General features: G+C 50.8%; 20 protein-coding genes and 1 pseudogene. 7 read left to right on the top strand and 14 right to left on the bottom strand.

What is annotated here, in order from left to right; genetic code table 11:
- The 6 genes and pseudogenes from BHAP_RS08625 to BHAP_RS08650 form a co-directional block, all read right to left on the bottom strand.
- The coding region (locus BHAP_RS08625; RefSeq protein WP_211279714.1) for a transposase at positions 1–355 on the bottom strand (355 nt) is incomplete at its 3' end.
- 125 nt (positions 356–480) lie between these two features.
- Positions 481–1,137, bottom strand: a pseudogene (locus BHAP_RS08630) (ABC transporter ATP-binding protein); the annotation flags it as partial.
- A complete protein-coding gene (locus BHAP_RS08635; protein ID WP_094730312.1) occupies positions 1,088–1,771 on the bottom strand; it encodes a hypothetical protein in 684 nt (227 codons plus the stop codon). The pseudogene BHAP_RS08630 and the gene BHAP_RS08635, both read right to left, overlap by 50 nt.
- A gap of 80 nt (positions 1,772–1,851) precedes the next feature.
- On the bottom strand, positions 1,852–2,988 hold the full coding sequence (locus BHAP_RS08640; protein ID WP_094730313.1) for an ATP-binding protein: 1,137 nt from the start codon (positions 2,986–2,988) through the stop codon (positions 1,852–1,854).
- 549 nt (positions 2,989–3,537) lie between these two features.
- Positions 3,538–4,875 carry an ABC transporter ATP-binding protein gene (locus BHAP_RS08645; protein WP_094730314.1) on the bottom strand — a complete coding sequence of 446 codons (1,338 nt, stop codon included), beginning with the start codon at positions 4,873–4,875 and terminating at the stop codon, positions 3,538–3,540.
- Positions 4,875–5,711: an ABC transporter permease gene (locus BHAP_RS08650; RefSeq protein ID WP_094730327.1), complete on the bottom strand. Its 837-nt coding sequence runs from the start codon at positions 5,709–5,711 to the stop codon at positions 4,875–4,877. Before BHAP_RS08650 ends, BHAP_RS08645 begins: the two co-directional genes overlap by 1 nt.
- Positions 5,712–5,839: 128 nt before the next feature.
- On the opposite strand from BHAP_RS08650, the gene BHAP_RS08655 reads away from it, so the two are divergent.
- On the top strand, positions 5,840–7,096 hold the full coding sequence (locus BHAP_RS08655) for a glycosyltransferase family 2 protein (RefSeq protein ID WP_094730315.1): 1,257 nt from the start codon (positions 5,840–5,842) through the stop codon (positions 7,094–7,096).
- A gap of 100 nt (positions 7,097–7,196) precedes the next feature.
- Here the strand turns inward: BHAP_RS08655 and BHAP_RS08660 are convergent, their stop codons facing one another.
- The 7 genes from BHAP_RS08660 to BHAP_RS08695 all read right to left on the bottom strand — a co-directional run bounded on the left by BHAP_RS08660 (position 7,197) and on the right by BHAP_RS08695 (position 18,498).
- Positions 7,197–9,077, bottom strand: coding sequence for a glycosyltransferase family 2 protein (locus BHAP_RS08660; RefSeq protein ID WP_094730316.1), 1,881 nt, complete (start codon positions 9,075–9,077; stop codon positions 7,197–7,199).
- Positions 9,078–9,229: 152 nt separating this feature from the next.
- Positions 9,230–10,660: a DUF6020 family protein gene (locus BHAP_RS08665; RefSeq protein WP_094730317.1), complete on the bottom strand. Its 1,431-nt coding sequence runs from the start codon at positions 10,658–10,660 to the stop codon at positions 9,230–9,232.
- 520 nt (positions 10,661–11,180) lie between these two features.
- A complete protein-coding gene (locus BHAP_RS08675) occupies positions 11,181–12,377 on the bottom strand; it encodes a nucleotide sugar dehydrogenase (protein WP_094730328.1) in 1,197 nt (398 codons plus the stop codon).
- A gap of 190 nt (positions 12,378–12,567) precedes the next feature.
- Complete coding sequence (locus tag BHAP_RS08680; RefSeq protein WP_094730319.1) at positions 12,568–14,733, bottom strand: hypothetical protein; 2,166 nt, start codon at positions 14,731–14,733, stop codon at positions 12,568–12,570.
- Positions 14,734–14,805: 72 nt separating this feature from the next.
- Entirely contained in the window at positions 14,806–15,813 is a 1,008-nt protein-coding gene (locus BHAP_RS08685; protein WP_094730320.1) for a glycosyltransferase family 2 protein, read from the bottom strand.
- A 99-nt stretch (positions 15,814–15,912) separates the two neighbouring features.
- A complete protein-coding gene (locus tag BHAP_RS08690; RefSeq protein ID WP_094730321.1) occupies positions 15,913–17,349 on the bottom strand; it encodes a lipopolysaccharide biosynthesis protein in 1,437 nt (478 codons plus the stop codon).
- Between the two features lie 81 nt (positions 17,350–17,430).
- Complete coding sequence (locus tag BHAP_RS08695; protein WP_094730322.1) at positions 17,431–18,498, bottom strand: acyltransferase family protein; 1,068 nt, start codon at positions 18,496–18,498, stop codon at positions 17,431–17,433.
- A gap of 89 nt (positions 18,499–18,587) precedes the next feature.
- Here BHAP_RS08695 and BHAP_RS08700 point away from each other — a divergent pair, with 89 nt between their 5' ends.
- Positions 18,588–20,717 carry a hypothetical protein gene (locus BHAP_RS08700; protein WP_094730323.1) on the top strand — a complete coding sequence of 710 codons (2,130 nt, stop codon included), beginning with the start codon at positions 18,588–18,590 and terminating at the stop codon, positions 20,715–20,717.
- A 392-nt stretch (positions 20,718–21,109) separates the two neighbouring features.
- Here the strand turns inward: BHAP_RS08700 and BHAP_RS11910 are convergent, their stop codons facing one another.
- Positions 21,110–21,520, bottom strand: a complete 411-nt coding sequence (locus BHAP_RS11910; RefSeq protein WP_244569367.1) for a glycosyl hydrolase 53 family protein — start codon at positions 21,518–21,520, stop codon at positions 21,110–21,112.
- 562 nt (positions 21,521–22,082) lie between these two features.
- Here BHAP_RS11910 and BHAP_RS08710 point away from each other — a divergent pair.
- The 5 genes from BHAP_RS08710 to BHAP_RS08730 form a co-directional block, all read left to right on the top strand.
- The gene (locus BHAP_RS08710; protein ID WP_094730324.1) at positions 22,083–23,036 is read left to right on the top strand and encodes a glycosyltransferase family 2 protein; all 954 of its coding nucleotides are present in this window, start codon (positions 22,083–22,085) and stop codon (positions 23,034–23,036) included.
- The gene (locus tag BHAP_RS08715) at positions 23,033–24,601 is read left to right on the top strand and encodes a hypothetical protein (protein ID WP_094730325.1); all 1,569 of its coding nucleotides are present in this window, start codon (positions 23,033–23,035) and stop codon (positions 24,599–24,601) included. Before BHAP_RS08710 ends, BHAP_RS08715 begins: the two co-directional genes overlap by 4 nt.
- A 153-nt stretch (positions 24,602–24,754) precedes the next feature.
- Complete coding sequence (locus BHAP_RS08720; protein WP_244569368.1) at positions 24,755–25,726, top strand: glycosyltransferase family 2 protein; 972 nt, start codon at positions 24,755–24,757, stop codon at positions 25,724–25,726.
- A gap of 257 nt (positions 25,727–25,983) precedes the next feature.
- A complete protein-coding gene (locus tag BHAP_RS11915) occupies positions 25,984–26,130 on the top strand; it encodes a transposase family protein (RefSeq protein ID WP_420807731.1) in 147 nt (48 codons plus the stop codon).
- A gap of 187 nt (positions 26,131–26,317) precedes the next feature.
- Positions 26,318–26,562 (top strand): transposase (locus BHAP_RS08730; RefSeq protein ID WP_211279716.1); only part of this gene is annotated, 245 nt, incomplete at its 3' end.

The following is a 26,562-nucleotide window of genomic DNA, read 5'->3' on the forward strand; positions in this document are numbered from 1 at the left end:
TGACATCATCAACCTGACGCGTGGACACGCCCGCCAGATACATGTCAATCAGCGCCTCCTCGACGCTCTCCTCGCGCCGCCGGTAACGCTCGATCACGGCCGACTCGNACACCGCGCCCTTCAGTTTCGGTACCTTCAGGCTCATTTTCCCGGCCTTGACGGTCAGATCACGCTTGTAATGGCCGGCCCGGTACGCCTTGCGATCCCCGCTGCGCTCGTAACGGGCGGCGCCCGTGATCTCGTCGGCCTCGGCGTCGAGCATTGCGTTCAACGTCTCCTCGACGCTTCTACGGACCATCCGGTCCAGGGTGGTCTCCAACATGGCCTGGTCGACCTGTAGAATCTGCTGTGACATGGCTTCGTGCCCTCTTTCCAATCGCGATTTGTTTTGTTTGGCGACAGAAAATCGTACACAGGACACGAGCCATGCCCTTTCATCTCAAGCCCAAGCCAAAGTGCGCAAAATTTCGGGCCTTATCCCACTGCCACCATGTCAGTATTGTTCGGATCAACCGGAGTTGGCACTCGCAACGATGTGAACAGGCGAAACTCACCGTTATTGAACAATTTAAGTGGTAATTCAAAATACACGGTGTGGTGACCATGCTGAGTCATTTTGATTTTCTTAGCACCTGTGTCATACGTGATGCCACCACGGCGAATATCATGCATGGCAATCGCTAGATAGAAATCACCAGGCTCGTCAAACTGATATTCCACTCCAAATTGGAACACATCCGAACTCGTGTAGATAGCATCTTTTACCGGGAATGTACGCAAGATTGGGCAACGCTCATTTAAACCGTTCGGATACTGATGTTCCGCCTCTAGTTTTTCACGATTTGCCTGCTGCTCTTTTTTCTCCGCTTCAAGATTGGCAAGCGTATAACGGCTAGTAACAGTTTCAGTATCGCCGATAGCGACAACTTCACCATCTTTGATCATCATCGCTCGCGTGCAATATTTTTTCACTGAATTCATATCATGCGTAACGAGAATGACCGTCTTGGTAGGATCTTTACGTATTTCGGTAAAGAAATCGTCACATTTACGTTGGAAAGCCTCATCGCCAACAGCAAGCACTTCGTCAAGCACGAGGATATCGCCTTGTGCCTTGATCGATGACGTATATGGCATCGATCAGGCTCATGTCGGCCATGTCGGCAAGCAGATTGAACTGACGGATGCACCATTGCGGCTTGTTCATCGTCGTAATGGCAAGGGAAGCGGTCAATTGCCGTTTTGCCGGACTGTCTGTCATCCATACAGCATCAGACAATGTTACAGATCCAGAATTTCCGGCTTCGACGTCAAACCACAGCCAGCCACCGTCAGCCATGTCACCGATCTGAATATCAACGGAGATGGATTGCGGCTTTTCCCGGGAGAGCACGGGAGTCGTCGATACGACATGATCGCGCGCCGAGGAATCCGAACGGTGCACGATAACCGTCGCTTCGCCGCGCACGCTCATACGCAGGGTCACGACGCGCACGCCCGTCCATTTCGCCCAATACGCGGCCGGAAAGGCGTTGTAATAGCAGCCGGTCGAATAGGCGCATCCAGCGGGGATTTCGAGCATGGCACGGGACACGACCCAACTGTGCAACATGGCGTTGTCAACATCGGATGATGCTTCGCTGTGGCTAGCAAGCCTGCGCCCACTGCCATAGATCGGCGCGGCCGTTACGCGGAATGACTCATCCAGCCCAACGTTCGATGATGGAAACACCACACGCCAAATGGTTTGCCGTTCTTCTACCTGAGACATACGTAATATCCTATTCCATCAAGGCACAAAGGCGGTTCAATGCGCCGTTCACCGCTCATAGGAACATGAACGCACGGACTTTATAATGTGTTCAGATACTCACCCAGATGAGGCACCGCGAATTCGAGCTGGCCATGACTGGATTGCCGAATCAGCCGGTTTTTGATGAGAATTGCGCGATATTTGCTCACCCAGCTGCGACTGCGATGCGTACGGCCGGCGATATCGCCCACGCGAGTGGGATTAGGAGTATCTTGAGCCATCGCTTTCAGGAACAGCCGTTCCGCACTGGTAGCACCGTCCAATGCAGGAGCGCACACGGCATCGTCGAAAGCCAGCAATGCATCTGCCGTTCCAACTTTAACATCATGCGCTGAGACAATATCCGAATCTCGCCGTTGTGAGGACTGCCACATGTAATAGCCGATGAGCTGCACCATATATGGGTAGCCTTTGGATGCCCGTGCGGCTTCCAACGCGTCGGATTCTCCGATTTGCTTGCCGGACTCACCGATGGTTTCGATGAACGCGTTCTTGACATCCGGCAACGGTACGTTATCAAGTTCCCGGCGCAACGCGCGCCGCAGAAATGTGGTTACCTCGTTGTTAAGTAGATCGTTGACCATGTAAGGTAACCCAGCAAAGACGATCGCAACACCCTTTCGTTCGGCTTCCGACGTATCGCTTTCGTCCCCGTCCGCAATGACGTGCTGGATGGCAGTAGCAATTGCCACTAGATCCTCACGAGATGCAGCCTGTGTTTCATCGATAGTGATGAGAATACCCTTACCTTTACCGATCTTTCTGCTCGCCAGACGTTTATTCAATGCGTTGCGTAGTGTCAACGGATTGGATTCTGCAGTAAAGTGCGCTTGACCAATGCTGGCAGAGGCCAGACCGGTGATACCGATGGATGGGCTAAGATTGACCTGATCCATGTGGATTCCACTCGGTGTCAACGTCTGCACCAGACGAGCAACCAATCCTTCCGACGCCGTTTCACCAATCGTTTCCCATTGCCGAGCCTTAGCGATACGCCGAAATTCAGTGAGCATAACAGTCTTACCAAAACCACGCTGACCAGTGATCAACATGATGCGGCCGGGTGCTCCCACCCCATTATCCAATGCTTCAGCGAAATCGTCGATTACCGACTGTCGACCAATGAGGATAGGCGGCATTTTACCGGCAGTGGGCTTAAACGGATTTGCGAGCATAACGCAACCTCCAAGTTGGCACCATGCACAATGTGATCAACAAACTACACATTACACCATATGACACGAATGTCTACGAAATTACACCATTATATACCACATGTTACTTCATTACCTCATTCGGTAAGGTAGAGGCAGACGAATAGTTGAACGTCTTGCGTCCGGATTGATACACGGCGACAGTGGTATTGTCTCATATCTGCATACGCAACTTCACCTGCTACACATTGCCCCCTGCGTCCAGTACGCGGTCGGGAGGACATTGTAGTAGCTTGCCGGTCGAGTAGACGTAACCGGCCAGAACTTTTAGCACGGTGCGAAAGACGATCCATCTGTGAGAGTCACATTGTCAACTGCGGATGACAGAGTGTTAACCGCAACGATATACGTATCGTCGACGGTGGCGTTGACCCCGGCTTCAAAAGGGAGCATATAGCCACTGCCGTAGATCGGCACCACAACCACACGGAATGATTCGTTCAGCCCAACGTTCAACAACAGGAAAACAACGCGCCAGATGAGAGTTGTTCGGCTTGAAAGATAAGTATATTACGCTACACCCCTATGGCTATCCCATTGTTCCGGATCCATGACCTCGATTCCTTTTTCTTCTGGAACGGGGGAAATGCTCATCGACTCCCGATTAAGTAGTGCGTAATCGGTATAAGTATCCGAACCGCGTATGACGAACGCACAGGCATTATCGCCTGTAGCAACAGCGACCAGATCCGTAAATCCCGAGTTGGTTTCACTTGGTTTACGCAGCGATGTGAATAACTTGAATTCACCGTTGTTGAACAAGTTCAAAGGCAATTCGAACTGCACGGTATGATGTCCATGTTCCTTGACTCGCAACACCTTAGGACCAGTGTCGAACGTAATTCCTCCGCGCCGGATATCATTCAGTGAAATGGCAAGGTAAAATTCTCCTGGCTCATCATACTGGTATTCCACTGCAAACTTGAAAATATCTGTATTCTTAACCATGGACGGAGAAATCGCATAGGTTCTTAAAATCGGGCAGCGCTCGTTAAGTCCTTCAGGATAGACTCCCTGCTGCTTCTCACGCTCAAGACGTTTCTGTTCCTTTTTCTTCTCCGCTTCCAGATTCGCCATGGTATACGCATCGGCGACGGTCTGCTTATCGCCGATAACCTCGACATGACCGTCTTTAATCATCATGGCGCGAGTACAGTATTTCTTTACCGATGCCATATCATGCGTTACCAGGATGACAGTTTTTTTTGGATCCTTTTTGATCTGCGCGAAGAAATCATCACATTTACGTTGAAACGCCTCGTCTCCGACCGCTAACACCTCATCTAGCACCAGAATATCTCCTTGTGCCTTGATGGCCACCGAGAACGCCAAACGCACCTGCATACCAGACGAATAGTTCTTGAGCTTCTGATCCATGAACTCTTCTAGCTCCGCAAATTCGACGATATCGTCGTACATCGCGTCGACTTCCTCATGCGTGAAGCCTAGCAACGATCCGTTAAGATACACGTTCTCACGACCTGTAAGTTCCGGGTTAAAACCTACACCAAGCTCGATGAACGGCACCAATTTACCTGTGACACTGATGGACCCGGATTCGGGATAATAGATCTGGGAGATTAGTTTCAGTAACGTTGATTTGCCTCCACCATTCCGACCTACAATTCCGAAGAACTCGCCCTGATGCACGTCAAAGCTAACGTCTTTCAGAACCTGCTGGTTCTTGTATCCCTTAATGCCTTTGAACCAATTAATACATGCCTGTTTCAGGCCAGTAGCCTGCTCAGTCGGTAACTTGAAGGATTTGGAGACATGCTCCACCGAAAGCACCACAGGGTTCTTGGTGAAGTCAACGACACCCTTGTCGGATCGCTTGTTTGATAACATCACATGACCTCCGCGAATTTTCGGCTATTACAACGGAAAAGGTATATACCAATCCACAGGAGCACCACCGTGAACAACGGCGGAACGATTTGAAGAACCGGATTGGAGAACTGGTTCCACACCGTCGGCTGCGAATCCGGAGCAATGAAATTATGACGAATATCCTGAATGGTTTGCGCGATCGGATTCAGCAATTCCAAACGCGCTAGATCGGCGTACAGGCCACCGCGATTCGTCACATAGCTCAACGGATAAATGATCGGCATGCTATAGAACACAAGCTGCTGCAACACATCCCAAATATGGGCGATATCTCGGAAATACACATACATGGTGGCCATGATAAGCGTGATTCCCAACGTCACCGCGTACAGTTCTACGATGTTCAGCGGTAGCAGTACCACGCGCCATGTGAAATGCACGCGGGCGAATAACGCAAAGATCAGTACAACGCCAAGGTTGATGGCATAGCTGATCATAGCACCGACCGTGGCGGACACAACAACGATGTAGTTTGGGAAATGAATCTTTCGCAGCAGATCGCCTCGATCGACTACCGAACGAAGGCCGACATTCGTTGATTCAGTCACGAACTGCCAGGAACTGATGCCCAACAGCAGCACCACAGGATATGTTGGAGTACCGTCTGACATACGGAGAAACTTGCCAAAAACCACATACATGACACAGAACGTCATCAATGGCTTAAGCACGGACCATGCAATGCCAAGGAACGATCCCTGATATCGCAACCGGAAATCAGTCTTCACCAGCCCTTTGAGTACGATCCACGCGTACTTATATCGGGCTTGCAGCTTTCTTACTAATTCATGCATGATCATGTATTCTATCAACGGGGTACTTACCAGATCACAATACCACCTGCTATCCCCTTAACGGCTTTCGCCACGTATCAGCATACCCGCGGCGAGATGGATACCGGAACTACTATAGACTAAGAAGAATGAGCACATCAAGCAGTAAACCCCCCAAGGTCAGCATGATTATGGCCGCTTACAATGCCGCACCATTCTTGGAGCAGAGCTTAGGAAGTCTTCTCGATCAGACATACACCGATTTCGAGATACTCTGTGTCGATGACGGCTCGACCGACGACACCGTCTCCACAATCGAACATGTCGCGAGCACACGTCCCAACGGAGATAAAATCCGCCTTTTGCGCACGGATCATGTCGGAGCTGGCATTGCCCGCAACATCGCACTTCAACAAGCTCAAGGAGAATACATCAGTTTTCTCGATGCCGACGATTTTGTTGACAAACAGCTGCTGGAGAAAGCCGTGTATAAGGCCGACACAGTTCAAGCCGATATTGTCATCTGGGATTTGTGGTTTTATGATCACAACACTCAGATCGATCAATACCCCCCTGTAGGAACGCTGACTTTCAGTAATTTCGACGATGGTGACGGTGTATTCACGTACACGAAAAATCCTGATTATATTTTCAATTCATTCCAAAACTGGATTTGGAACAAATTATTCCGCCGATCCTTTCTCATTGAACATGAAATTACGTTCCCTGATTTCGCCAGGACTCAGGATCTGCAGTTCACCTGTCTGGCGCTAGTCGAGGCGCAACGCATTGCAGTCATCTACGAACGGCTTTCCCATTACCGCATCAACCGCGGCTCGTCGAATATGGATACCAATGACCAGCATCCGTTGAATTTCCTTGATGCATTCATTGCCTTGAAAGCTGAACTCATGCAACGAGGCATGTATAAGATCGTGCAACGTAGCTATGTGAACTGGGCTTTGCAGTCAGCTTTAGCAAATATGTTTTTACAACGTCGATACAGTACGTTCCGTGAAGTATTCAACGCTTTGAAAGAACACGGATTTGATCAAATGGACATTACCGGACACGCGACGCAAAAGTATATTCAATGCGATATCTGGCTTACTGAATATCACATGATACTGGAACAATCACCAGAAGATGTATTGATGTATTTCACCCAGAACCTTCGCACCAATGAAGCCCGAGGCATCACCGAAATCAATAGACTGGACCGCGTGTTAAAGCAAAGGGAGGACCAAATCCGGCAACTATCGGACACGCTTGAGACTCAACGCAACGATATTGCCACTTTGAGTACGTCGCTACGTAATATCACTCTATCTGCCGAGTATCGTCTCGGGAAGAAAATATTATTGCTGCCGCGTCTCATCAAAGATCTTTTGACCTGCCATCGATAAAACGTGTTGCGGTGCATCAGCAAGGGACGCAATTTCCTCTGCTGATACATCACACCCCAGATGCTGAAAGGCCGCCGGGAATCCAGCGGCCCGAAAAAGATCAGTCTATATTGAGGTAGCGCTTCCAGTACTTGACGGAAGTTAGCTCGGCGCGTGCTGCGACATATTCCTTGCGCAGACGCTCGATATTCTTCTTGTAGTACTTAAGGTCACGCTCATAGCGCTTGACAATCTCAGCATAGCGCTTCGAATCCTTGACGCGGATGGCACCTTTCTTGTTGTACCAGTCGATGACGATCAGGTACTTCTTGTTGTGGATCGCACCGGCCGGGTACGTCCAACCGAGCACCGGAATGACCGCATAGCCTTCGCCCTCGTACTTAAAGAAGCGCTGGCCGTTGTTGGTCACGTAATCCTCGAAACGCTCAAAACGGCTGCGCGGCTTATCACCATCGACGAGCTGACGGTCGATCTGGCTTAGGTCGAAGCCGTCGATACCGAGCTCCTCGGCCTGCCGCTGCACTTCATCGAACGAGACGAGCTTCTCCTTGTGCTTGTTCGCGTCCATGAACGCCTTTTCGGCGGCACCGGGCTGGGCGATGAATTTCGGCCCCTTGAGGAAATCCTCGAAGGCATCGAGGCACAGTTCGGCATTGTCGTATCCGAACTTCTTGAGCTCAAGACGGATGTTGTTGTGCAGCTCGTACATGAAATCGGACTTCGGCGCGAAACCGGTGGTGCACTGGGCGATCATCGTGTTGCGAGTGGTCTGGTAGCGTTCGACGGCAGCGTTGTACCGCACGTGGAACGACATATGCCAGATGCACAGACCGTTCATGGTGATGAACTTGGTGCCGCAGCGCACGCCGTATTCGGCGTCGTCGCAGCGCACGAACACCGGCAGCGGCAAGCCGTTGCGCTTAATGACGTCGATCGGAATGCAGCAGTACCACCATGCGGCGTACCGCTGGCCGCTCTTGCGAATGACCTTCGGCAGTTTGAACGTCTCGTTGAAGATGACATCCTCGTACTTGGTCAGTCGAAGTCCAGGCTTTGCCGGCGCGAACGTGCCTTCCGGCGTCATCCAGCCGGTATCCTCCCACTGATCCTCGCCGATCTCATAGTTGAGCATTGCGCCCGAGATCATCGCACCCTGGTACTCCGGCTTGAGCAGGCGCAGCAGATTGTAGGTGCGCTTGATGCTTTCGGGAGAAACGGCGACGTCATCGTCCATGAGCAGGATGTTGGTCGCAGGCACCTTCTGCTCCATCGCTTCGATCATGCCACGGGTGAAGCCGCCGGCACCGCCGACGTTCTGGTTCGGACGGACGGTGACATGCTCGTCGCTGAGACCGGCCGCATCGAGCGTGCGACCGTTGTCGATGACGTACATGTGGAAGTGTCCGGCGATGTCCTCGTCGGAGGCGAGGATCTGGTCCTTGATCAGGCCGATGTTGCGTTCGATGAAGTTTTCCTTCTTGAACGTGGTCGTGGCGAGCGCCAATTCGATCGGACGCAATTCTCCGGTGTACTCCAGCGAGTAGTAGCTGTTACGGATGGCGACCCTGCCGTCGGTGGTGATGGTGAAACCGACGATCACCGTGTCGTCGTCGACTTCCAGCTCAAGATCGACGCTCTGCCAATCGTCCGATGCCGGCAGGTCGGCGGTGACGTTGTCAACCGGTTCCGGATGGGCGGAGAACACGCCTCCCTTGGTTTGCAGCACGTGCACGGCAGCGCCCTTAAGCTCAAGATGCAGGAAGAATTTCGAGGCGTTCGTGTATTCGCGCAGCTTCTGCACGGACAGCGAGTTGAAGTACGTGGAGAAATCGTACTCGCCCTTCGTGTACAGCAGCCACGAGCCATCCGTTGCGGTCTCATCCTCGATGACCGGGCCATCGGCCTTGCAGTACAGGGACGGATAGCTCAGGGAGCGGGGATTCCTCTCCAGCAGGATATTGGCGAATTTCATCGTGGACATGCATTACCCTTACGACTGAGACGTGCAATAGACGGAACACATGATAGTCAATCCCTTTGATATTGCATCATTCACGGCAATGTATACGATTGCGGCCGCCGATCGGCAACGGCATCGATCATGGCGCGCCGAAACGCTCCTCTACCAGTCGCTTACCTGCCACGACGGCAGCATAGAGCACGTAACAGCGCCAAATACAGCGGCAGCACATAACAGGCCCAAATGATATACCGAGATGCCGTAGGTTTCAGCGGTAATGATATCGCATTGGGCAGCAACGACAGTAACGACCACACGATCACGCCAGCTCCGGCCAGCCGGCAATTCTTGTTCCGGCACATGCAGAACACCATGAACAACGGCAAGATAAACGCCCAGACAGCGGTATACGTGGCCCAACGTATTACAGGCGTCTTTGACAGATGGTCCCATATACGTTGCACGCGTTGCTGTGCATCCTGATGTTGCACATATGGACCGACATCGGACAACATCGTGAAAAACGATGGACTGATGGAGCTGTTCGCCTGCAGCACTATCTGGTTCGGAATAGGTTCGTCATGCTGCCTCAATTTGTCGAGTGGCAACGGGCCTAATTCGTTGACTGGTGTTCGCTGCAGTGCGAACCAACCTGACTCCAATGCGATGAAAGCGTTGATATAGCTTTCAGGATGTCTAAGACCTTGTGCGGTCCACGCGCGAACATACTTTGAAAGATATGCCGGGTTCTTGAGCGACAAATGGATTACGGAATCCGCCAGATAGGGGTTATACTCTGAAGACATTTGCTCAACCGGAACGATGTTGAATGCATCAATGATGCGACGCTCGTCGTCGGTAATGTCATTGGGATGATCAACGACATACCGAGCGGTCATCTGCATGGGGACGACCATGATCTGATTTGCATCTTCCCTATGGATGTTCAATGCGAGTCTCGCACCCGCCGGAAACAGTATCTGAACGGCGATGATCACGACCACGCTCACAATGCTTGCACAGACTCTTGCAACAGCCAATCCACGTTCTCTCGCCAGAACGTCGATAAAAGGAAGTCCCAACGACGACAGTGTAGTGATATAAAAGCCCGTAGCGGTAGTCAACGACGACAACACACTCAGTACGACAAAGCCCAGAACGAACGGAACGGACCGCATGGTCGACAAACGCGTACGACATGTCTCGATATACATCAACAGCCACGGGACGAAAAACACCGCGTGCATGCTGTCTTTGACCAAAGACATGAAGAAGATCGGCAATACCGGGAACACTGCGAAAAACAGGAACAGCACAATCGTTGTTCCCAACGGAGCTCCGGCATGGCGAACATAGAGCACGCAGGCCGATAGGATGACGCACATCAGCACTGCCTGAAGCACTATCAACATGGTCAGCCCCGATTGATATCCGCCAAGCCATAATTCACCGGCCTTCGCGGCCGCACCGAATACCATGGCGTCGAATACTGGATGGTGCGATGAAACGATTCCGCTTGGCTGGCCCAGCGCAGGGTAACCGAAGAACTGTGCGATCTGGTCACCGGTGTCATACCAAATGAGTCCCGGATACAAGAGCAGCATATAAGGTATGCCAACATAGCATCATAACGATCGAAAGCATGCATTCACGAACAATCGTTCTCAGATACCCCCCATGCAGTAGGGGTTCGATGACAGCCATGATCCTTCGGCCGGTGGAACCATCAAGCAGCACCTGTCGCCGTGACATGAGAGTCTCGCCAATCATGAATGTAAGCAGAAGCGTGATCCAGACGATCACGATTCGTCCGCATAACATCCAGTCCAGCGAGCCGATTTGCGCATACGTCGCAGCCCGATCGGCAATCGTGATAATGAATGAGCCAACGGCGCAAAGCAATGTCTGTGAGAGTGTGGACGCACGTACAGACATGCCGGTACCAGCTATATCAAGCTCCAACGGATAGCAGTCAAACTTGCGCATTGCACAATGCGACACACCATCCAATGATGCAGCGTGATGTATGTTCATATCAATACAGCAAGCTCCGGATACGGACGTTACAGACGATATTGTGACGTATGCATCGGTGTTCAGGTATCAGCGGCACGCCGGAGACATTCAGTCCCTGCGGAAGAGGTCGCGTGTGAACACCTTGTCGGCAAACGGGGCGAGTTCGCCGTTCCAACGGTTTGCGACGATCACGTCGGCCCGAGCCGCGAAACCGGCGAAATCATGCGTGACTTCGCTGCCATAGAAATCGGGCTTGTCCAGTGTCGGCTCATAAACGAGCACGGTAATACCGTTTGCTTTGAGCCTTTTCATCACGCCTTGAATGGCGGACTGACGGAAATTGTCCGAACCGGCCTTCATGGTCAGGCGATACACGCCCACGACCGGCTTGTCGATGCCCTTGATGCGCGCTTCGATCTCGGATGCGATGAAATCCTTGCGGGTGCGGTTCGCCTCCACGATGGCGGAAATCAGATTCTGCGGCACATCGGTGTAATTGGCGAGCAGCTGCTTGGTGTCCTTCGGCAGGCAATAGCCGCCGTATCCGAAGCTCGGATTGTTGTAATCGTCGCGGATGCGCGGGTCGAGGCACACGCCCTTGATGATCTCGCTCGTGTTCAGCCCGCGGCTTTCCGCATAGGTGTCCAGTTCGTTGAAATACGCGACACGCAATGCCAGATACGTGTTGGAGAACAGTTTGATCGCCTCGGCTTCGGTGGGGCCGACCACCAATTCCGGAATGCCGGTGGTGCCGTCCGCGTTCGTGCGCGTCAGCTCGGCCGAATCTGCGCCGTGGGCGAGCAGCCGGACGAACCCGCGCGCCGCCCCGACCGCCTCCGGATCGTCCTGCGGGGCTCCGGCCACGATCCGGCTCGGATGAAGGTTGTCGTACAGCGCATGGCCTTCACGCAAAAACTCCGGGGAGAACAGGATGCGGTGATCGTGGAGCCGCTCGCGGATCTGCATCGTATAGCCCACCGGAATCGTGGACTTGATCACGATCCACGCGGTGCGGTTCACCGCACGGACCGCCTCGACGGCCGCTTCCACGCTCGACGTGTCGAAATAGTTCTTGTCGGAATCGTAGTTCGTCGGCGTGGCCACCACCGCATAATCGGCATTCGCGTAAGCCTGAGACGGATCAAGCGTCGCCGTGAAATTCAACGGACGCGTGCCGTCCCTGTCTCCGTCCAGAAACGCCGTGATCTCCTTGTCCACGATCGGACTGCGCCGATCGTTGAGCATATCGACCTTCTCGGGAACGATATCAAGGGCATGCACCTCATTGTGCTGCGCGAGCAGCATGGCAATCGACAGGCCCACATAGCCCGTACCCGCAACCGCGATCTTATGGACAACCTACTTTCATCTGAATCGGTCTACGAGCAATGCTAACGCACTAAACGACATTCAGTGAGACTCATGCACAGATAACTCGCGCTACCTCGTCTACATAACAACTAACATGACAGACGCGTATGTGTACCGCTACGGTTTACAAAAACACAAACCACGAGGCCGTATCCCACCATACAGAAAGCGGCATAGGCATGTCTGCCATGAACTGCTTAAAGAACAGGAACGCCGCCGCAAGGGCAACGCTTCCGGCCATAAACCCGAAAACGCCTCCCTGCAAAACGCTGCCATACGATACTTCCGTGCAATGACGCGGAGCCGCAATTCGGCTATCCGTCTTGACTGCATTCAACTCAACGTCAGATTCTTTCGGATTGAGATACGCATCAATGCTGAAGAGAAGAATCAGAACAGCAACAGCAATCAGCCATACGAAGTCGACCTGATATCGATAGTCGATTCCGGTCACGCGAGAACTCACCAAGAAAATGCCGATGAACGAGGGGACAAGTCCCAAGAACAGTCCCGACATGTTCACCGCTCGCAATTGTTTTCTCCACAATCCGGCACCGCACAACAGCAGAGCGAACGGAGCCGTCGACATAAAGTATCCACCGAAACTCGGGTGAATGGATCGCCATGTCGTCAGCGGTATGTCAACCGTATTGATAAACGGGAACGACGCCGTTATCTGTGGCGGCTGCAGAAGATAGTCAAATACGTAAGAGAAATACTGTGTCAATGGTGCACGGGAGTTAGGCATGTCATAACCTGTCAGGTTATAGTTAGCCCCAAAGTCGATCGGAGATCCGAAACGGACCGCGTTATATGCGAACAACGGGAGCAGCACGACCCCATATGGAAGAACTGCCGAGGCCCAGACGCCGATTCCCCGCAACAATCCGCGAGCGCTATGAAGGCCGTCGTTCCACAACGTGCATATCTCGTTCCAGAACAACGGCAGCGCGATGAACGATGCAAAGATCAGTTGTGGACGGCATCCGGCAGTCAGTGCCATGAAGAACGATCCGAGCGCAATATATGGCTTGCTCAAGTTCTTCAGTTTGCCTTCGATCCAACATGCGAGTCCCAGCAAAGCACATGCCACGCCCATCTCCTGTGGAATCTGGTAGAGCTGACCGGTCTGGATGAGGATGGTCACGCCATTGCCGAGGAAAATGCACGTCATCGCCAGCAGCAATGAGCCCAAACTCACGGTACGCCTGCGCCCAACGAGACGTGCTATCTGTACGCACAGCAATGCACCAGCCAGCGTAACCAACAGACCGGCTATCAGCACACCAGTATTGGTAGGCATATCGCTTCCGGTGATGACCCGATACGGCATGAACATCGTCAGTACCGGAAGCACACCGAAATAGCTGTAATACTTTCCGTCCTTGTATGCAACATCAAAATAGACCGGCACATCCGGGTTGTTCCTGGCGACCTCGATTCGCGACATGGTGTCGTATGGATTCCGCATCTTCTCCAACGCGGGATTCACCGGCAAATCAAGCGACACGCTCCCCTGAAGCAACGACTTGGCCATTGCCTGATATTGTCCGGGAAAATAGTACGAGCCGAAGGCGTCTGAATACGCCGGATCCGGGGATTGGCCTGGATCAGAAACAACCAACAATGACGACAGAACCGCACACTGGACCAGTACGACCAGCAACACAGGAACGACACATGCTCGATGCGCACTCAACCGAATACGGTACAAGCCGGAGCGCGGCCGGAACATGATAATCAATGCCGCAATTGCGCATTCGAGAATGAGCCGAATCGGACTGAAATGCATGGGTACATGAGGATTGATGGTTACATCGTTATAGGGAATGACCGCGTCCTGACTGGTTTGGTAGATCAGTCTGACATGCGTCGCACCGTTGCCCACGCGGGAATATCTCGAATGTTCCGCAGCCGGAGAATAACCGACGACAGCCGAGGCATAGTACCATCCACCATCAGTATCCTTTTTTGTGGCAATTGACCATTTGACCTGAGTGCCGTCCGACTCGCCGGAATTGTGGTTCAGATAAAGATATTCGATAGCCTGTTTGGCCGAAACGTCACGCCAAGCCTGAGCCGTGTCGGTGACTTTGGCAGTTCCATCGGCCTGAATGCTTAAACCACTGCCAACTCCATCATCATGCGCCTGTTCCGGCGTCGCTCTGAACGTCTGCCAGAACGGAAGATTAAAGAAGAACAGCTCCAACACCACGATGATGGCTATGGCCACGATGATCGGCTTTGCTGCGCGCAGACGGGAGCGATTCGTACGAATATTGTGAAGCATCGTGTCTCCGATTGTATTGGTTGCAGTATGCTCGGCTGCATCTTCACCGGGGCGGCGCCGGCGAAGGAGAAGTCAGTCTTTGCTTGCCGAAAGTCCGCGCAGCTCGTTGTCCTCGTCGTCCGCCCACAGTCCGCGATTGGCCGGACTGTATTCGATTTCCTTGACGCGTTCCAGCTCGTCCTCCAACAGGCGCCGGTGGATGCGCAGCAGTTCGGAGATGATCAGCAAAGCCAGGGAAAGCACCATCCAAGTGAACAGCATCGCGCCAACCAGCAGCGACTGCATATGGCCATGTCCGTCACCCGAGAAGAAGTAAGCCAGATACCGCACGAACACGCCGAGCGCGAGCACTGCGGAGACCACCGACGACCATTTGAACACCGAATGCGCACGGAACATGAGGAAGCTGCGAATGATCGCACCGGCCGACTTGCCCATGTGCTCGAAGATGTTGTGGAACAGACGGGAATTGCGCGTCTTCTTGTTCGTGGTGATCGGCACGGACGTGATCGCGATGCGCTTGTTGCCGGCCTGGATGATCGTCTCCATGCAGTAGCTGAACTCGGTGACGATGTTGAGCTGCAGCAACGCCTTCTTGGAATACGCGCGGAAACCACTGGCCGCATCCGGAATATGCGTGCCGGCGGCCTTGTTCACGACCCATGAGCCGAAGTGCTGCATGCGTTTCTTGAACCAGCTGAATTCCTTGATCGTGGAAGTTTGGCGGTCACCGACGACGATGTCGGCCTTCCCGGCGAGGATCGGCTGGACGAGATCGCCGATCTTATCGCTTGGATACTGGTTGTCGCCATCGGTGTTGACAACGATGTCAGCACCGTGCTTGAGCGCATAGTCGACGCCGTCGCGGAACGCGCGGGCGAGACCCATCGTGCCGGTATGCCGTACCACATGCCTGATGCCGAGGCTTTTCGCCACTTCGACGGTGTGATCGGTGCAGCCGTCGTCGATGATCATGACTTCGATCTCGTCGATGCCGGGAATTGACTTGGGCATCTTCTCCATGACCATCGGGAGGGTCTTCTCCTCGTTCAGGCACGGAATCTGTATGAATAGCCGCACAACCAGGCTCTTTCTATAGTTCTTAAGGATGAAACGAGGTCATTATATCGATAACGCGCCGACAGTGCCGGTGTCCACCCCCTTCATTACCCCCGCTTTTCACCCTTTCATGGCCTTCAGCTGTTCCACGCTCACAATCCGCAGCAGGAACAGCACACCGATATAGGCGAAGTACACGAGCGCATACGCGAGCGCCAGTAGCAGGAAATTGTCGGTGCTCACCACACGGCCGACCAACGTCAGCACAACCCAGACGACCGCATTGATGCCGATCACCGCCCACGTCTTCACGGTCATCACGTCCATCATGCGCCGACGGACCTCGACATACGACACCGTCATCGTCACGAACGTGCATATCGTGCTCGCCGCGGCGATCGCCGTAATGCCGCCGAAGCGAGCGCTCACGACGAAAATCGGGACGACCAGCACCAGTGAGACGATCGACAGCACATCCGAGAATCTGGTGTCCTTCTCGGCATTGAGCACCATGTTGAACACCACGGTCATGCCCATGAAGAAACTCGACAACGCAAGGCATGACAACGCCGGTGCCGCGATGGTGAATTCCGGCTTGTAGAACGCGGCCAGCAGGTCGCGGCTGGTCGCGGAGATCACCACGGCCATCGGGAAGATGAATCCGAACGCCACCAGCACCAACGTCTGCGCCTTGCGGCCCGCTTCTCGCACATCACCTTTGGCGATCAGCCCAGACACCACCGGCAGGATGATCACCGCGAACGCCTGCAGCAGGTAATACGTGGTCTTGCCGAAGTTCATCGCACCCGTGTAATAGCCGGCCATCGATGCGGGCTCGACCACGGACTTGACCACGAGCGTGTCGGCGCTGAGCACAAGCGACGCCATGATGAAAAAGAACGAGAACGACAGCACGCCGTGTGCGGTTTCACGGAAACTTACTCGTTCAGTGCCAGTGACCTTCAGACTGCACCAGACCGGCACCAGCAGCGCCGCCCCCAGCAGGATCGCGATCACCATTGCCGAAAAGTAACCCACTTCTACGCCCATGACTGGATCGTGTGGAAAAACAAACATGATGAGCGGAATCACACCGAGTTTGATGATCGGATAGAACGTAGAAAGGAACGCACTGTACTGGAAGCGCTGCAGACCGTCGTTGATGCCGAGCATCATCACGTACAGGCCGTTGGAGATCGGCAAGAACGCGGCGAGCTTGAAGTACAGGTCCAGCGAAGTGTCGTTGAACAGCCGACCGAACAGCGGAGCGCCAAGGAAGTTGATCGCGAAGAACACGGCGACGATGCATGCCTGCACTGCAAGCGTTTTGACGATTACGTCGACCACGTTATACCGGCCGGACGAAATGTTGCGCGACAACGACTGGCGGGCGCCATTGCTGGTGAACATGTATTCGAAATCCAACACGGTGATAATCGTGCCGACCACGCCGTAGGCGGCCGCCGATGTATGACCGCCCAGATAATAGTGGATTAAATATCCGCTGATGAAAAACACCAGATTACTGACGATGTTCAGGATCAAGCCTTTACTCATTCAAACTCTTTTTCCATCGGACAACCCACTGACGATCATCGGTTTCAGACTAGGCCGTTAACGGCACCTGACACACTACTGTTATGACAACGACTGGCGCTTGACCAGATATGGAAAGAACAGCATATTGATTCTCGGCATACGATACAGCACGCAAGTCAATGCGATATCAACAAAGAGCCGCACCGCAAAGACAATCACCCACATATAATGCCCACCACCGGTGACGACCATGAGTTTGGGCAATATGTCTGCCCATGGTGTCACATCATCTTCAAAAAGATGAACGCACAATATCGCCAAGCTCCATGTGCCACAGATCGACAAGGCTTTCGCAATTGGATCTACATAAGCATCGATCAGCATGGAAACGCCCAATATACAATACGTTCCAGCAAAAGCACCGACAACGCTAAAAGCGAAATGCAATCCTTCGCCGTAGGCATTCATAGCCATGCTGAATCCGGAAAATTCCTTAATACAAATCAACCATATTGCACAAGCGACAATCCATGCAATAGGGTTACGACTTATTTTCGGAAGAATGTCATATTTTTTAATAAGGTGGCCACAATATACAAATAAAGCAGCGCACATTCCGGATTGGATGCTGAGGGGTAGCCAATACACGCGAGCCGAACAATAACCAATAACAAAGGAAAGAATTATCCAAATATAAGAGAACCGAGTTTTCGCAGCCCAGTGGACAATCAATTGAGCCCAAAATAGACCCAATAGGAACCATAATGCACCTATACGAAATGGAACAGGCCACACATAGTTCGCCGCCAGATCACCCGCACCGTAAAAAGCTGCCGCGAACCATCCAGTGAACGCGGCACGTGTCCCGCTTCGCAAAACATAAGCCAACGCCGTAGTTGCCACAACAATGGCGCCAGCAGTGATCGCATAAGTCGCAAGCAATTCCCGTCCACGCTTTGTATAGTCAAACGGCCTTTCGGGGTGCATGAAGTAACCGGATATTATAAAAAACAGCGGCATATGAAAAGTGAAAATCACATGATACAGCTGCATTGCAAGATACCCTTGATCAACGAACACCTGTGCAATAAGAATACTGTGACCTAAAATCACGCATAATATAGCAATACCTTTTGCAATATCAAAATATCGTATTCTTGTTGCCATAAGCGTTTTCCTCCGCAGACCTCTGTTCCGCATATTGTATCGATAGGCAATCCAGCTCGCATATCGAGACAGACTCATATCATAAGCTCATGATGAAAACACAGTCTGTTACACGACTGCGCAAGTCGTACTGCATCGGAATTATAATATTGGCGATACTGGAGATATTGGTATTCAATCTCCCTTTTTGGCAGACTATGCGTAATTCGCCAGTGCAGGTGGAAATTTCCGACACCGGTTCAGGCCTTGAACGGCACGACGATGGCACTGCCACGATAACAGATCCGGAACAGGCTTGGATCAGCATCAACAGCCCTGAAATCATCGATTACCTTTATATTGATCCGTCAGCGCAAGAAAACGCCTTCAACGATGTGCAATGGACTCTTGCCACGAAAAAGACAACGGATGGCGACTGGTATACGGCAACGAAAACCGCAGGATATTCTCCGAAGGTCAGCAGTTCTCGTTACATTCACGTCGCAGGTCTATCCACAAAGGTTCGTCTTACCTATACTGCCGGGAAAGGCAGCACCGTTCCGATTCCTTCGGTTACGGTTAATCCTCGTGTCCCGTTCCACCTCGACGCGGTCCGTCTGATTCTCGAAATACTGGTCATTGCTGTCATTCTCGCCTTCTGGCCCACATCACATCTGTACAACAGACGTTTTGACAGCAGTCCGTTGAGCGTCATATCGGTTGCATCACTGACGACCATCCTGTGTCTCGTCGCTGCATGGTTCTGGGAGCAGTCCGGCGGGCTTCATTCCCTCACCGGAATCAACCGCATGCCGACCGGATCGTACTTCGACTCGGATCAGTATGCCCATCTTGCGGAATCACTCATCCACGGTCGTACATACTTGGACATTCCCGTCAGTCCCGACCTGCAGGCAATGGACAACCCTTATGACTGGGCAACGCGAATGAACGTCGCTCAGAGCAGCAAGATCCCCATTCTGTTCGATGTCGCCTTCTATAACGGCAAATACTATTGCTATTTCGGCGTACTTCCCGCAGTCCTATTGTTCGCGCCATATCGTCTCATTACTGGACATGGCCTTGCCGCAGGGTACGGCATCATTGTGTTCGCGATTACGGCCATCATCGCAGGAAGCCTATTGTGCGTTCAGTTGGCCAGATTGTTCCAATCACGCAAGCACGCGGTAAGCCTAGGAACCGTGTTAGTAGCCTGCACCGGCTTTTTCCTCGGAACGGGTGTGGCGCACAACATCGAGCTCCAGCTGTTCTATCTGATTCCCCAGCTAGCCGCCATGTTCTTTATCTTGATGGCTTTTATTTTCTGGATACAGGCCAAAATCCACAATCTCAATAAGATCTATCTTGCTTTGGGATCATTGTCGGCAGCCATGACGGTGGGCTGCCGTCCCCAATTCACTGTGGCCACCGTTGCGGCCGTTCCTTTGTTCTGTGAAGAGATCGTGGAACTGTGGAGGAGCGGCTTAAAAAGTCGCATGGCATTTGTGCAAGAAGTCTCCGTATGGACCGTAGTACTTATTCCGTTCGTGTTAGGCATTGCCCCTTTTCTCCTATACAATGCGGCTCGCTTCGGCAGTCTCTTTGATTTTGGCGCAAACTACAATCTCACAGGCTATGATATGACTCATCATAAGCTGCCACTGACATTGCTGCTGCCACTGTTCTTCCTGTATTTCCTACAGCCTCCGTCCTTGTCCACAGCCTTCCCGTTTGTGACCACCACGCAATCGCCCATGCCACTGTGGCTGCCCATGCAACCAAGCTATGGTGGTTTTCTTCTATTGTTCGCACCGTTCGCCATTCCGCTGCTTTTTAATCGCGTTTGGAAACATCGCATGAAACACAACAGATTGCTGGCCTTCGCTGTGGGAGCTTGCGCATATGCGCTGGCGATATTCCTCCTCGACGCGCATATTGTCGGGTACGACATCCGATACGTACTTGACTTTTACTGGGCGATCATGATCGTTGTCGTGGCTGCGATCTACGCATTGGACAACATCAGCATCCCGCATCAGCCCCACGAGAGTGAGGAGCTACAGGTCTCATGTGGCACACGGCAAATCTCGTCTTCCACAAGTCTTGCTTCCGTGACACGCACCATGATGGTCTTAGGCATCGTCGTCGCGATGCTGCTACTGTTCTTCAAGCAGTTTGCGGGAGGAGTCATTGAGACAACACCGCTGTGGGGAGCTGAATCATGGTTCACCTTTATATGATCTGTTCGAGCATGATCATCATGCTATCTATCGTGGTGATCATGCTTGAACAGATCAAGACTTCCGATGCACATTATTGAAAAGGGTGGAGGCTTCACCGAGCATGAGGGTTGAACGACGCCAAGCGCAACCCCCGAATGGGGATGCGGTACGACGCATCAGGCTGATTCTTTGCATCCACCGTGTAGGGACGTGTTTTTAGGGAATGGCGGAAACAAGCCATTTTTATATCCCTATATAGTGGGAAATTCCATACACGTTGGGCGGGTTCTGGCGGTACTAGGTCGTCGAGGATATATTTTTGGGTTCGCATATCATACGGACCTGTATAGATGGTTCATCTAAGCTGCATCAAGGAAAACTCGCAAGGTTGAAGACGGCGTTTGCACGAATCAGGAACCAGCAAAACCCGCACACGCGAGACATGCAATACACCATACTGGCAGGACTCCAACGGCTTTGAGCGTTGCGAGGGATTGCGCGGTGTAGTCCGCGACCTTGGCCGCGAGCTTGGTTTCGCCCTTGGTGATAGGACAGCTCTTGGGCAGTTTCTGCACGATTTTCGATGTGTGGAAGTCTGAATACAGGAATTGGATGTTGACGTTCAGACCGTTGGCCTGTGCGGCTTGCGCGGTTTTCAGCGCGTTGGCGAGCATCGGGTTGCCGCCGCCGTAGGTGTTGCCGTTCTCGTCGGCCGGATTGACTGCCACTTTGAGCAGCACGTAGTTGACGCCGTTGGATTTCAGCAGTTGCATGAGACCGTTGTCGTCGATGTCATGGCCATCGAAGTTGTGGAATTTCACGCCGGCTGTTTTCTCCGCCTGATATGACGTGAGGTTGACGCCGCGAACCGTGTCTCTTGTGATCGAGGAGACGCCTGCGATGCTTGCGGGAAGTCTTTCATGCCGGTGTCGGTGCCTTGGTTCTAGGCGTTCGGCGCGTTCGGATCTTCGGCTGTCGGCGTGGCCGAATCCGGCGTCTGCGAAGACTGCTTCAGCAGTTCCCGCTGCTACTCGGCCGCCTGTTTGGCAGCTTCGGCGCAACGGGACGCGCTGGTGGCCACATGGAGTCTGTGCTATCGGACGCATCGGCCACAGTCACGGAAACCGGAAGCAGCATAGCCACTGAAGTCAACACCGCACAGATGAATGACAGGATGCTTTTGCCTTTCATCTTCTTTCTTCCTTCGCTGTTGTTTTCGCTATCAGCGACGCTACCGAAAATGGATACAAGGTCAGGGCTGGCACCACTGCCAGTAGTCGACCGCGATACAGATCGAATATAGTCGAACAGTCGGAAACCCGTTCGATGGGTGACGCAAAGATTCCGCCATGACGTTCCAGCACACAGTCTATAGTGTTGCCCATGCCTGAAGTTATTGAGGATCCAACTATCGCAGTGCTGCTGCCCTGCTATAACGAAGAGGTGACGATCGGCAAGGTCGTACGTGATTTCCGTGAGGCGTTGCCGGATGCGGTCATTTATGTGTACGACAATAATTCGACCGATCGTACTGCACAAATCGCCGCTGCAGAAGGCGCGGTCGTGCGCAAGGAGCCACGGCAGGGCAAGGGCAATGTGATTCGTGCCATGTTCGAGGATATTGATGCGGACGTATATGTTATGGCCGATGGTGACGACACATACCCAGCTGATGCTGCACCGAGCATGGTTGACAAAGTGCTAGAAGGTTACGACATGGTCATTGGCGACCGTCTTTCCTCTACTTATTTTCAAGAAAATAAACGACCATTCCACAATTTCGGTAATCGTCTTGTGCGCGACTCTATCAACGGCCTATTCCACGCGCAGGTCACCGATATTATGACTGGCTATCGAGCGTTCAGCTTCACTTTCGTGAAAACCTACCCCGTGCTTTCCCACGGGTTCGAAGTTGAAACTGAAATGACGATTCATTCACTCAACAACAACCTGCGACTCTATGAAATGCCTATCAAATATCGTGATCGACCGGCGGGTTCTGTGTCCAAACTCAATACTGTGGCCGACGGCATCAAAGTCATGAGCACGATTTTCCGCATGATTCGCGAATACGAACCGCTCCCTTTTTTCAGTGGACTCGGACTTATTATTAGCTTAATTGGCGTCATTTTATGTTCAACTGTCACTGTTGAATTTATTCGTACAGGGCTAGTCGAACACTTTCCAACCCTCATTGGTGCCGTTATGCTTGTTATTACAGGACTTCTTCTTATCATAACAGGCATCATACTTGATGTTATTGCAAAAAATAATAGAAAAAATTTTCTCGTTCAAACGAATTATTTTTCATTAATTCATAAAGGAAAAAATATATGAAAATAAGCATTCTTTTCTCATATATTAGTACTTATTTCTGTAAATTTATTTCGTTATTATCTCTGACAATCTTAACATCACTTACAATAATCGCATTATTCCGAACGGAAACATTTCCACTTAATTATCTAGAAAAACCAGCAAATTCATCTATAATAGCTTTTATTAGCTTCATCATAACCTTGATAATAATACTAGCTATTACATTATCAAATCGACACAAAAAGAATATTAAAGTCAAAACTCTTTATAGTATACAGTATACATTCATTATAATAATAAGCGCCTTTTGGATTAGTATCGCAAATACTTCCCCTGTAGCGGACCAAGTAGCGGTATTTTCTCTAGGTAAGTTAATTCAAAATAATGACATTACATCTCTTCAGCATATGGAATACCTACAACAATACCCCTACCAGTCAGGCTATGTATTCTTCTGTGCTCTTATAGGAAAACTATTTGGAATCAATAATACCTTACCAATCAAGCTATTTAATATAGCAATGATTGTGGTAAGCGCCAGAATGTTAAGCAAACTAACTGAAATAATGTTTAAAAATGAGTTAATAACAAAAATTACAATTTTAATTACGACATCATTCTTTCCTTTAATATTTTTTTTAAATTTTATATACGGCAACATACCATCAATAGCATTTTGCTTAGTAGCATGCTACATGCAACAGCAAGTACTTGAAAAAAGCCACTACTTAACAAAAATGGCATATAGTATCTTTGCTCTAATCTCCATCTTCCTTGCAGTCTGGTTTAAACCCAATAGTCTTATTTTTGTCCTTGGCATAGAAATTGTTTGGCTGATTTCTTTATTGTATTTATCTAATAAAATTCTTACAACAATCCTTATAGTAGCCACACTGACAACTTATTTTTTATCGAGTACACTACCAGTGACTATGATGGAAAATAAAATATCTGTACCATTAGATAATCCGATACCTAAGACAGCATGGGTAGCAATGGGCTTACAGGAATCTCCACAACGCGCACCTGGATGGTTTAATTCCTATATAACTAATATATATAATCAGACTAATGGTAACGTAAATGAAACCAATGAACTCGCAAAAAAAGAAATCATAAATAGGCTAAATATATTTGCAAATAATCCAGCTTATACTTTTAAATTCTTCGGAAAGAAGATATCTTCCACGTGGGCTGAACCTACCTTCCAGTCTTTATGGATATCTTACGGAGGAAATGGAACAGATCGTTCCGATCTTACGCATTCAATATTAGAGCATAGCATCATGCAAGGAAAATTGCATACTATATACATTATATATTGTGATATTTTTCAAAATTTAATATATCTTGGCTCTGCTTATTGCCTCATTAAACGTTGGAATAAAATATCACTCAATCAAGTATCATTAATAATGATCTTTACAGGAGGCTTTGTATTCCATCTATTTTGGGAAACAAAATCTGACTATATTCTACCATACTTCCTATTGCTATTCCCATATGCAGCAACTGGATGGGCTGATTTCATCACTCAAATACGCAACAAATACAACAAACAAATTAAACATGCAAAATCATGAGATCTAATTTATTAGAAAAGATTGCCTATAATAAAACACATTAACATCTTTACATCGTGCAGAAAAAATGCAGAAAATCTAATGATTGTCTAAAATAATGTGTATATACTACTTTACGTTTATAAGCAAGTCAGATAGGTCAAGAGAATGAATGTGGTGCAGACGCCAAGTATAACCCCCCCCCCATCCATATATTTTGTGCTTCCATGCTATAACGAAGCAGAGGGGCTTACGCAAACAGCTGACGCGTTATCTGCCAAAGTTGTGTATCTTACCAGCACCAAACAAATCAGTTCAGGAAGTCGTATTCTATTTGTTGATGATGGTTCTAAAGACACCACTTGGCAAATTATTCAAACCTTGCATGAGCGTAACAGGCATTTATTTGGAGGTGTAAAGCTTTCACACAACCGCGGTCATCAAAACGCACTCCTTGCTGGACTCATGACTGCTCGTGAACACGGCTGCGATGCTGCAATCTCGATGGATGCCGATCTTCAGGATGATGTGAATGCGATTGATGAATTCATAGAAAAGTTCCGTAGCGGTAATGAAATCGTTTATGGTGTACGATCTGCACGGAAAAAAGATACATGGTTCAAACGCACGACTGCTGAAACTTTCTACAAAATATTTGAATGGATGGGTGCTGAAACCATACCTGACCACGCTGACTACCGTCTTATGAGTAGGGAAGCGTTGGATGCACTGTCCGAATATCACGAAGTTAACTTGTTTCTACGCGGTATTGTTCCAACACTCGGCTACCAAACCAGTAAAGTCTATTATGAACGCGGCAAACGAGCAGCAGGCGAGTCTAAATATCCGTTAAAGAAAATGATTTTCTTTGCAATTCAGGGCATTACTTCATTTTCAACAAAACCATTGAGCTTTGTCACAGGAGCCGGATTGTTGTCCATCCTCATCGCATTCGGTATGTTTATCTACGTACTTGCTTCACTTGGTTTTGGACACACCATTACTGGATGGGGATCGATGATGATCTCGATCTGGCTCATCGGTGGACTTATCATGCTTTCTCTTGGTGTTGTCGGCGAATATGTAGGAAAAATCTATATGGAGTCCAAACATCGTCCCCGTTATCGTATAGAGACAACACTTTAGAAGAATGGAAAAATAAGGCACTATTGCTGTTTTTGTGGGTGGTGGTTTGTTGTTGAGCCGTTGAGGGAGTAAGAGAAGAGCGCTTTTGGGGGTAGGATGTTTTCAACCAAGAAAAACACACAACCAAAAGCGCCTGATGAACAGATATTCAAACGTCTCCTCAACGTCAAAGGCATGGGGTCGAGTCCGTCAGGATTGTTGACGGTCCCATGCGTCCCTAGCCCGTGCTGGAGGTTCGGGTGCGCCCGCGTGCGGGCATGCTTAGATGTTCCCGTTGTGGTAGACGCCGGCGTGGTTATGATCGTGGCAGCGGTGTGCGTCGTTGGCGTCATCAGAATTTCGGCTGCTTACGGGTCGAACTGGCCGCTGTGATGCCGCGCGTGACTGCCTGGAGTGTGGCGTGAATCCATGGTGGTCCTGATCCAAAGATTAGGACCACCACTCTCATACCAAGTACACTCCTATTGGATAAGGCCCGAAATTTTGCGCACTTTGGCTTGGGCTTGAGATGAAAGGGCATGGCTCGTGTCCTGTGTACGATTTTCTGTCGCCAAACAAAACAAATCGCGATTGGAAAGAGGGCACGAAGCCATGTCACAGCAGATTCTACAGGTCGACCAGGCCATGTTGGAGACCACCCTGGACCGGATGGTCCGTAGAAGCGTCGAGGAGACGTTGAACGCAATGCTCGACGCCGAGGCCGACGAGATCACGGGCGCCGCCCGTTACGAGCGCAGCGGGGATCGCAAGGCGTACCGGGCCGGCCATTACAAGCGTGATCTGACCGTCAAGGCCGGGAAAATGAGCCTGAAGGTACCGAAACTGAAGGGCGCGGT

It is taken from the genome of Bifidobacterium hapali (assembly GCF_002259755.1).
Classification (GTDB): domain Bacteria; phylum Actinomycetota; class Actinomycetes; order Actinomycetales; family Bifidobacteriaceae; genus Bifidobacterium; species Bifidobacterium hapali.

Bases quoted from the DNA above. Each gene is read 5' to 3' on its own strand.
- BHAP_RS08635 (WP_094730312.1), bottom strand. From the start codon at position 1,771: ATGTCTCAGGTAGAAGAACGGCAAACCATTTGGCGTGTGGTGTTTCCA.
- BHAP_RS08640 (WP_094730313.1), bottom strand. From the start codon at position 2,988: ATGCTCGCAAATCCGTTTAAGCCCACTGCCGGTAAAATGCCGCCTATC.
- BHAP_RS08645 (WP_094730314.1), bottom strand. From the start codon at position 4,875: ATGTTATCAAACAAGCGATCCGACAAGGGTGTCGTTGACTTCACCAAG.
- BHAP_RS08650 (WP_094730327.1), bottom strand. From the start codon at position 5,711: ATGCATGAATTAGTAAGAAAGCTGCAAGCCCGATATAAGTACGCGTGG.
- BHAP_RS08655 (WP_094730315.1), top strand. From the start codon at position 5,840: ATGAGCACATCAAGCAGTAAACCCCCCAAGGTCAGCATGATTATGGCC.
- BHAP_RS08660 (WP_094730316.1), bottom strand. From the start codon at position 9,077: ATGTCCACGATGAAATTCGCCAATATCCTGCTGGAGAGGAATCCCCGC.
- BHAP_RS08665 (WP_094730317.1), bottom strand. From the start codon at position 10,660: ATGCTGCTCTTGTATCCGGGACTCATTTGGTATGACACCGGTGACCAG.
- BHAP_RS08675 (WP_094730328.1), bottom strand. From the start codon at position 12,377: ATGCTGCTCGCGCAGCACAATGAGGTGCATGCCCTTGATATCGTTCCC.
- BHAP_RS08680 (WP_094730319.1), bottom strand. From the start codon at position 14,733: ATGCTTCACAATATTCGTACGAATCGCTCCCGTCTGCGCGCAGCAAAG.
- BHAP_RS08690 (WP_094730321.1), bottom strand. From the start codon at position 17,349: ATGAGTAAAGGCTTGATCCTGAACATCGTCAGTAATCTGGTGTTTTTC.
- BHAP_RS08695 (WP_094730322.1), bottom strand. From the start codon at position 18,498: ATGGCAACAAGAATACGATATTTTGATATTGCAAAAGGTATTGCTATA.
- BHAP_RS08700 (WP_094730323.1), top strand. From the start codon at position 18,588: ATGATGAAAACACAGTCTGTTACACGACTGCGCAAGTCGTACTGCATC.
- BHAP_RS08710 (WP_094730324.1), top strand. From the start codon at position 22,083: ATGCCTGAAGTTATTGAGGATCCAACTATCGCAGTGCTGCTGCCCTGC.
- BHAP_RS08715 (WP_094730325.1), top strand. From the start codon at position 23,033: ATGAAAATAAGCATTCTTTTCTCATATATTAGTACTTATTTCTGTAAA.
- BHAP_RS11915 (WP_420807731.1), top strand. From the start codon at position 25,984: ATGCTTAGATGTTCCCGTTGTGGTAGACGCCGGCGTGGTTATGATCGT.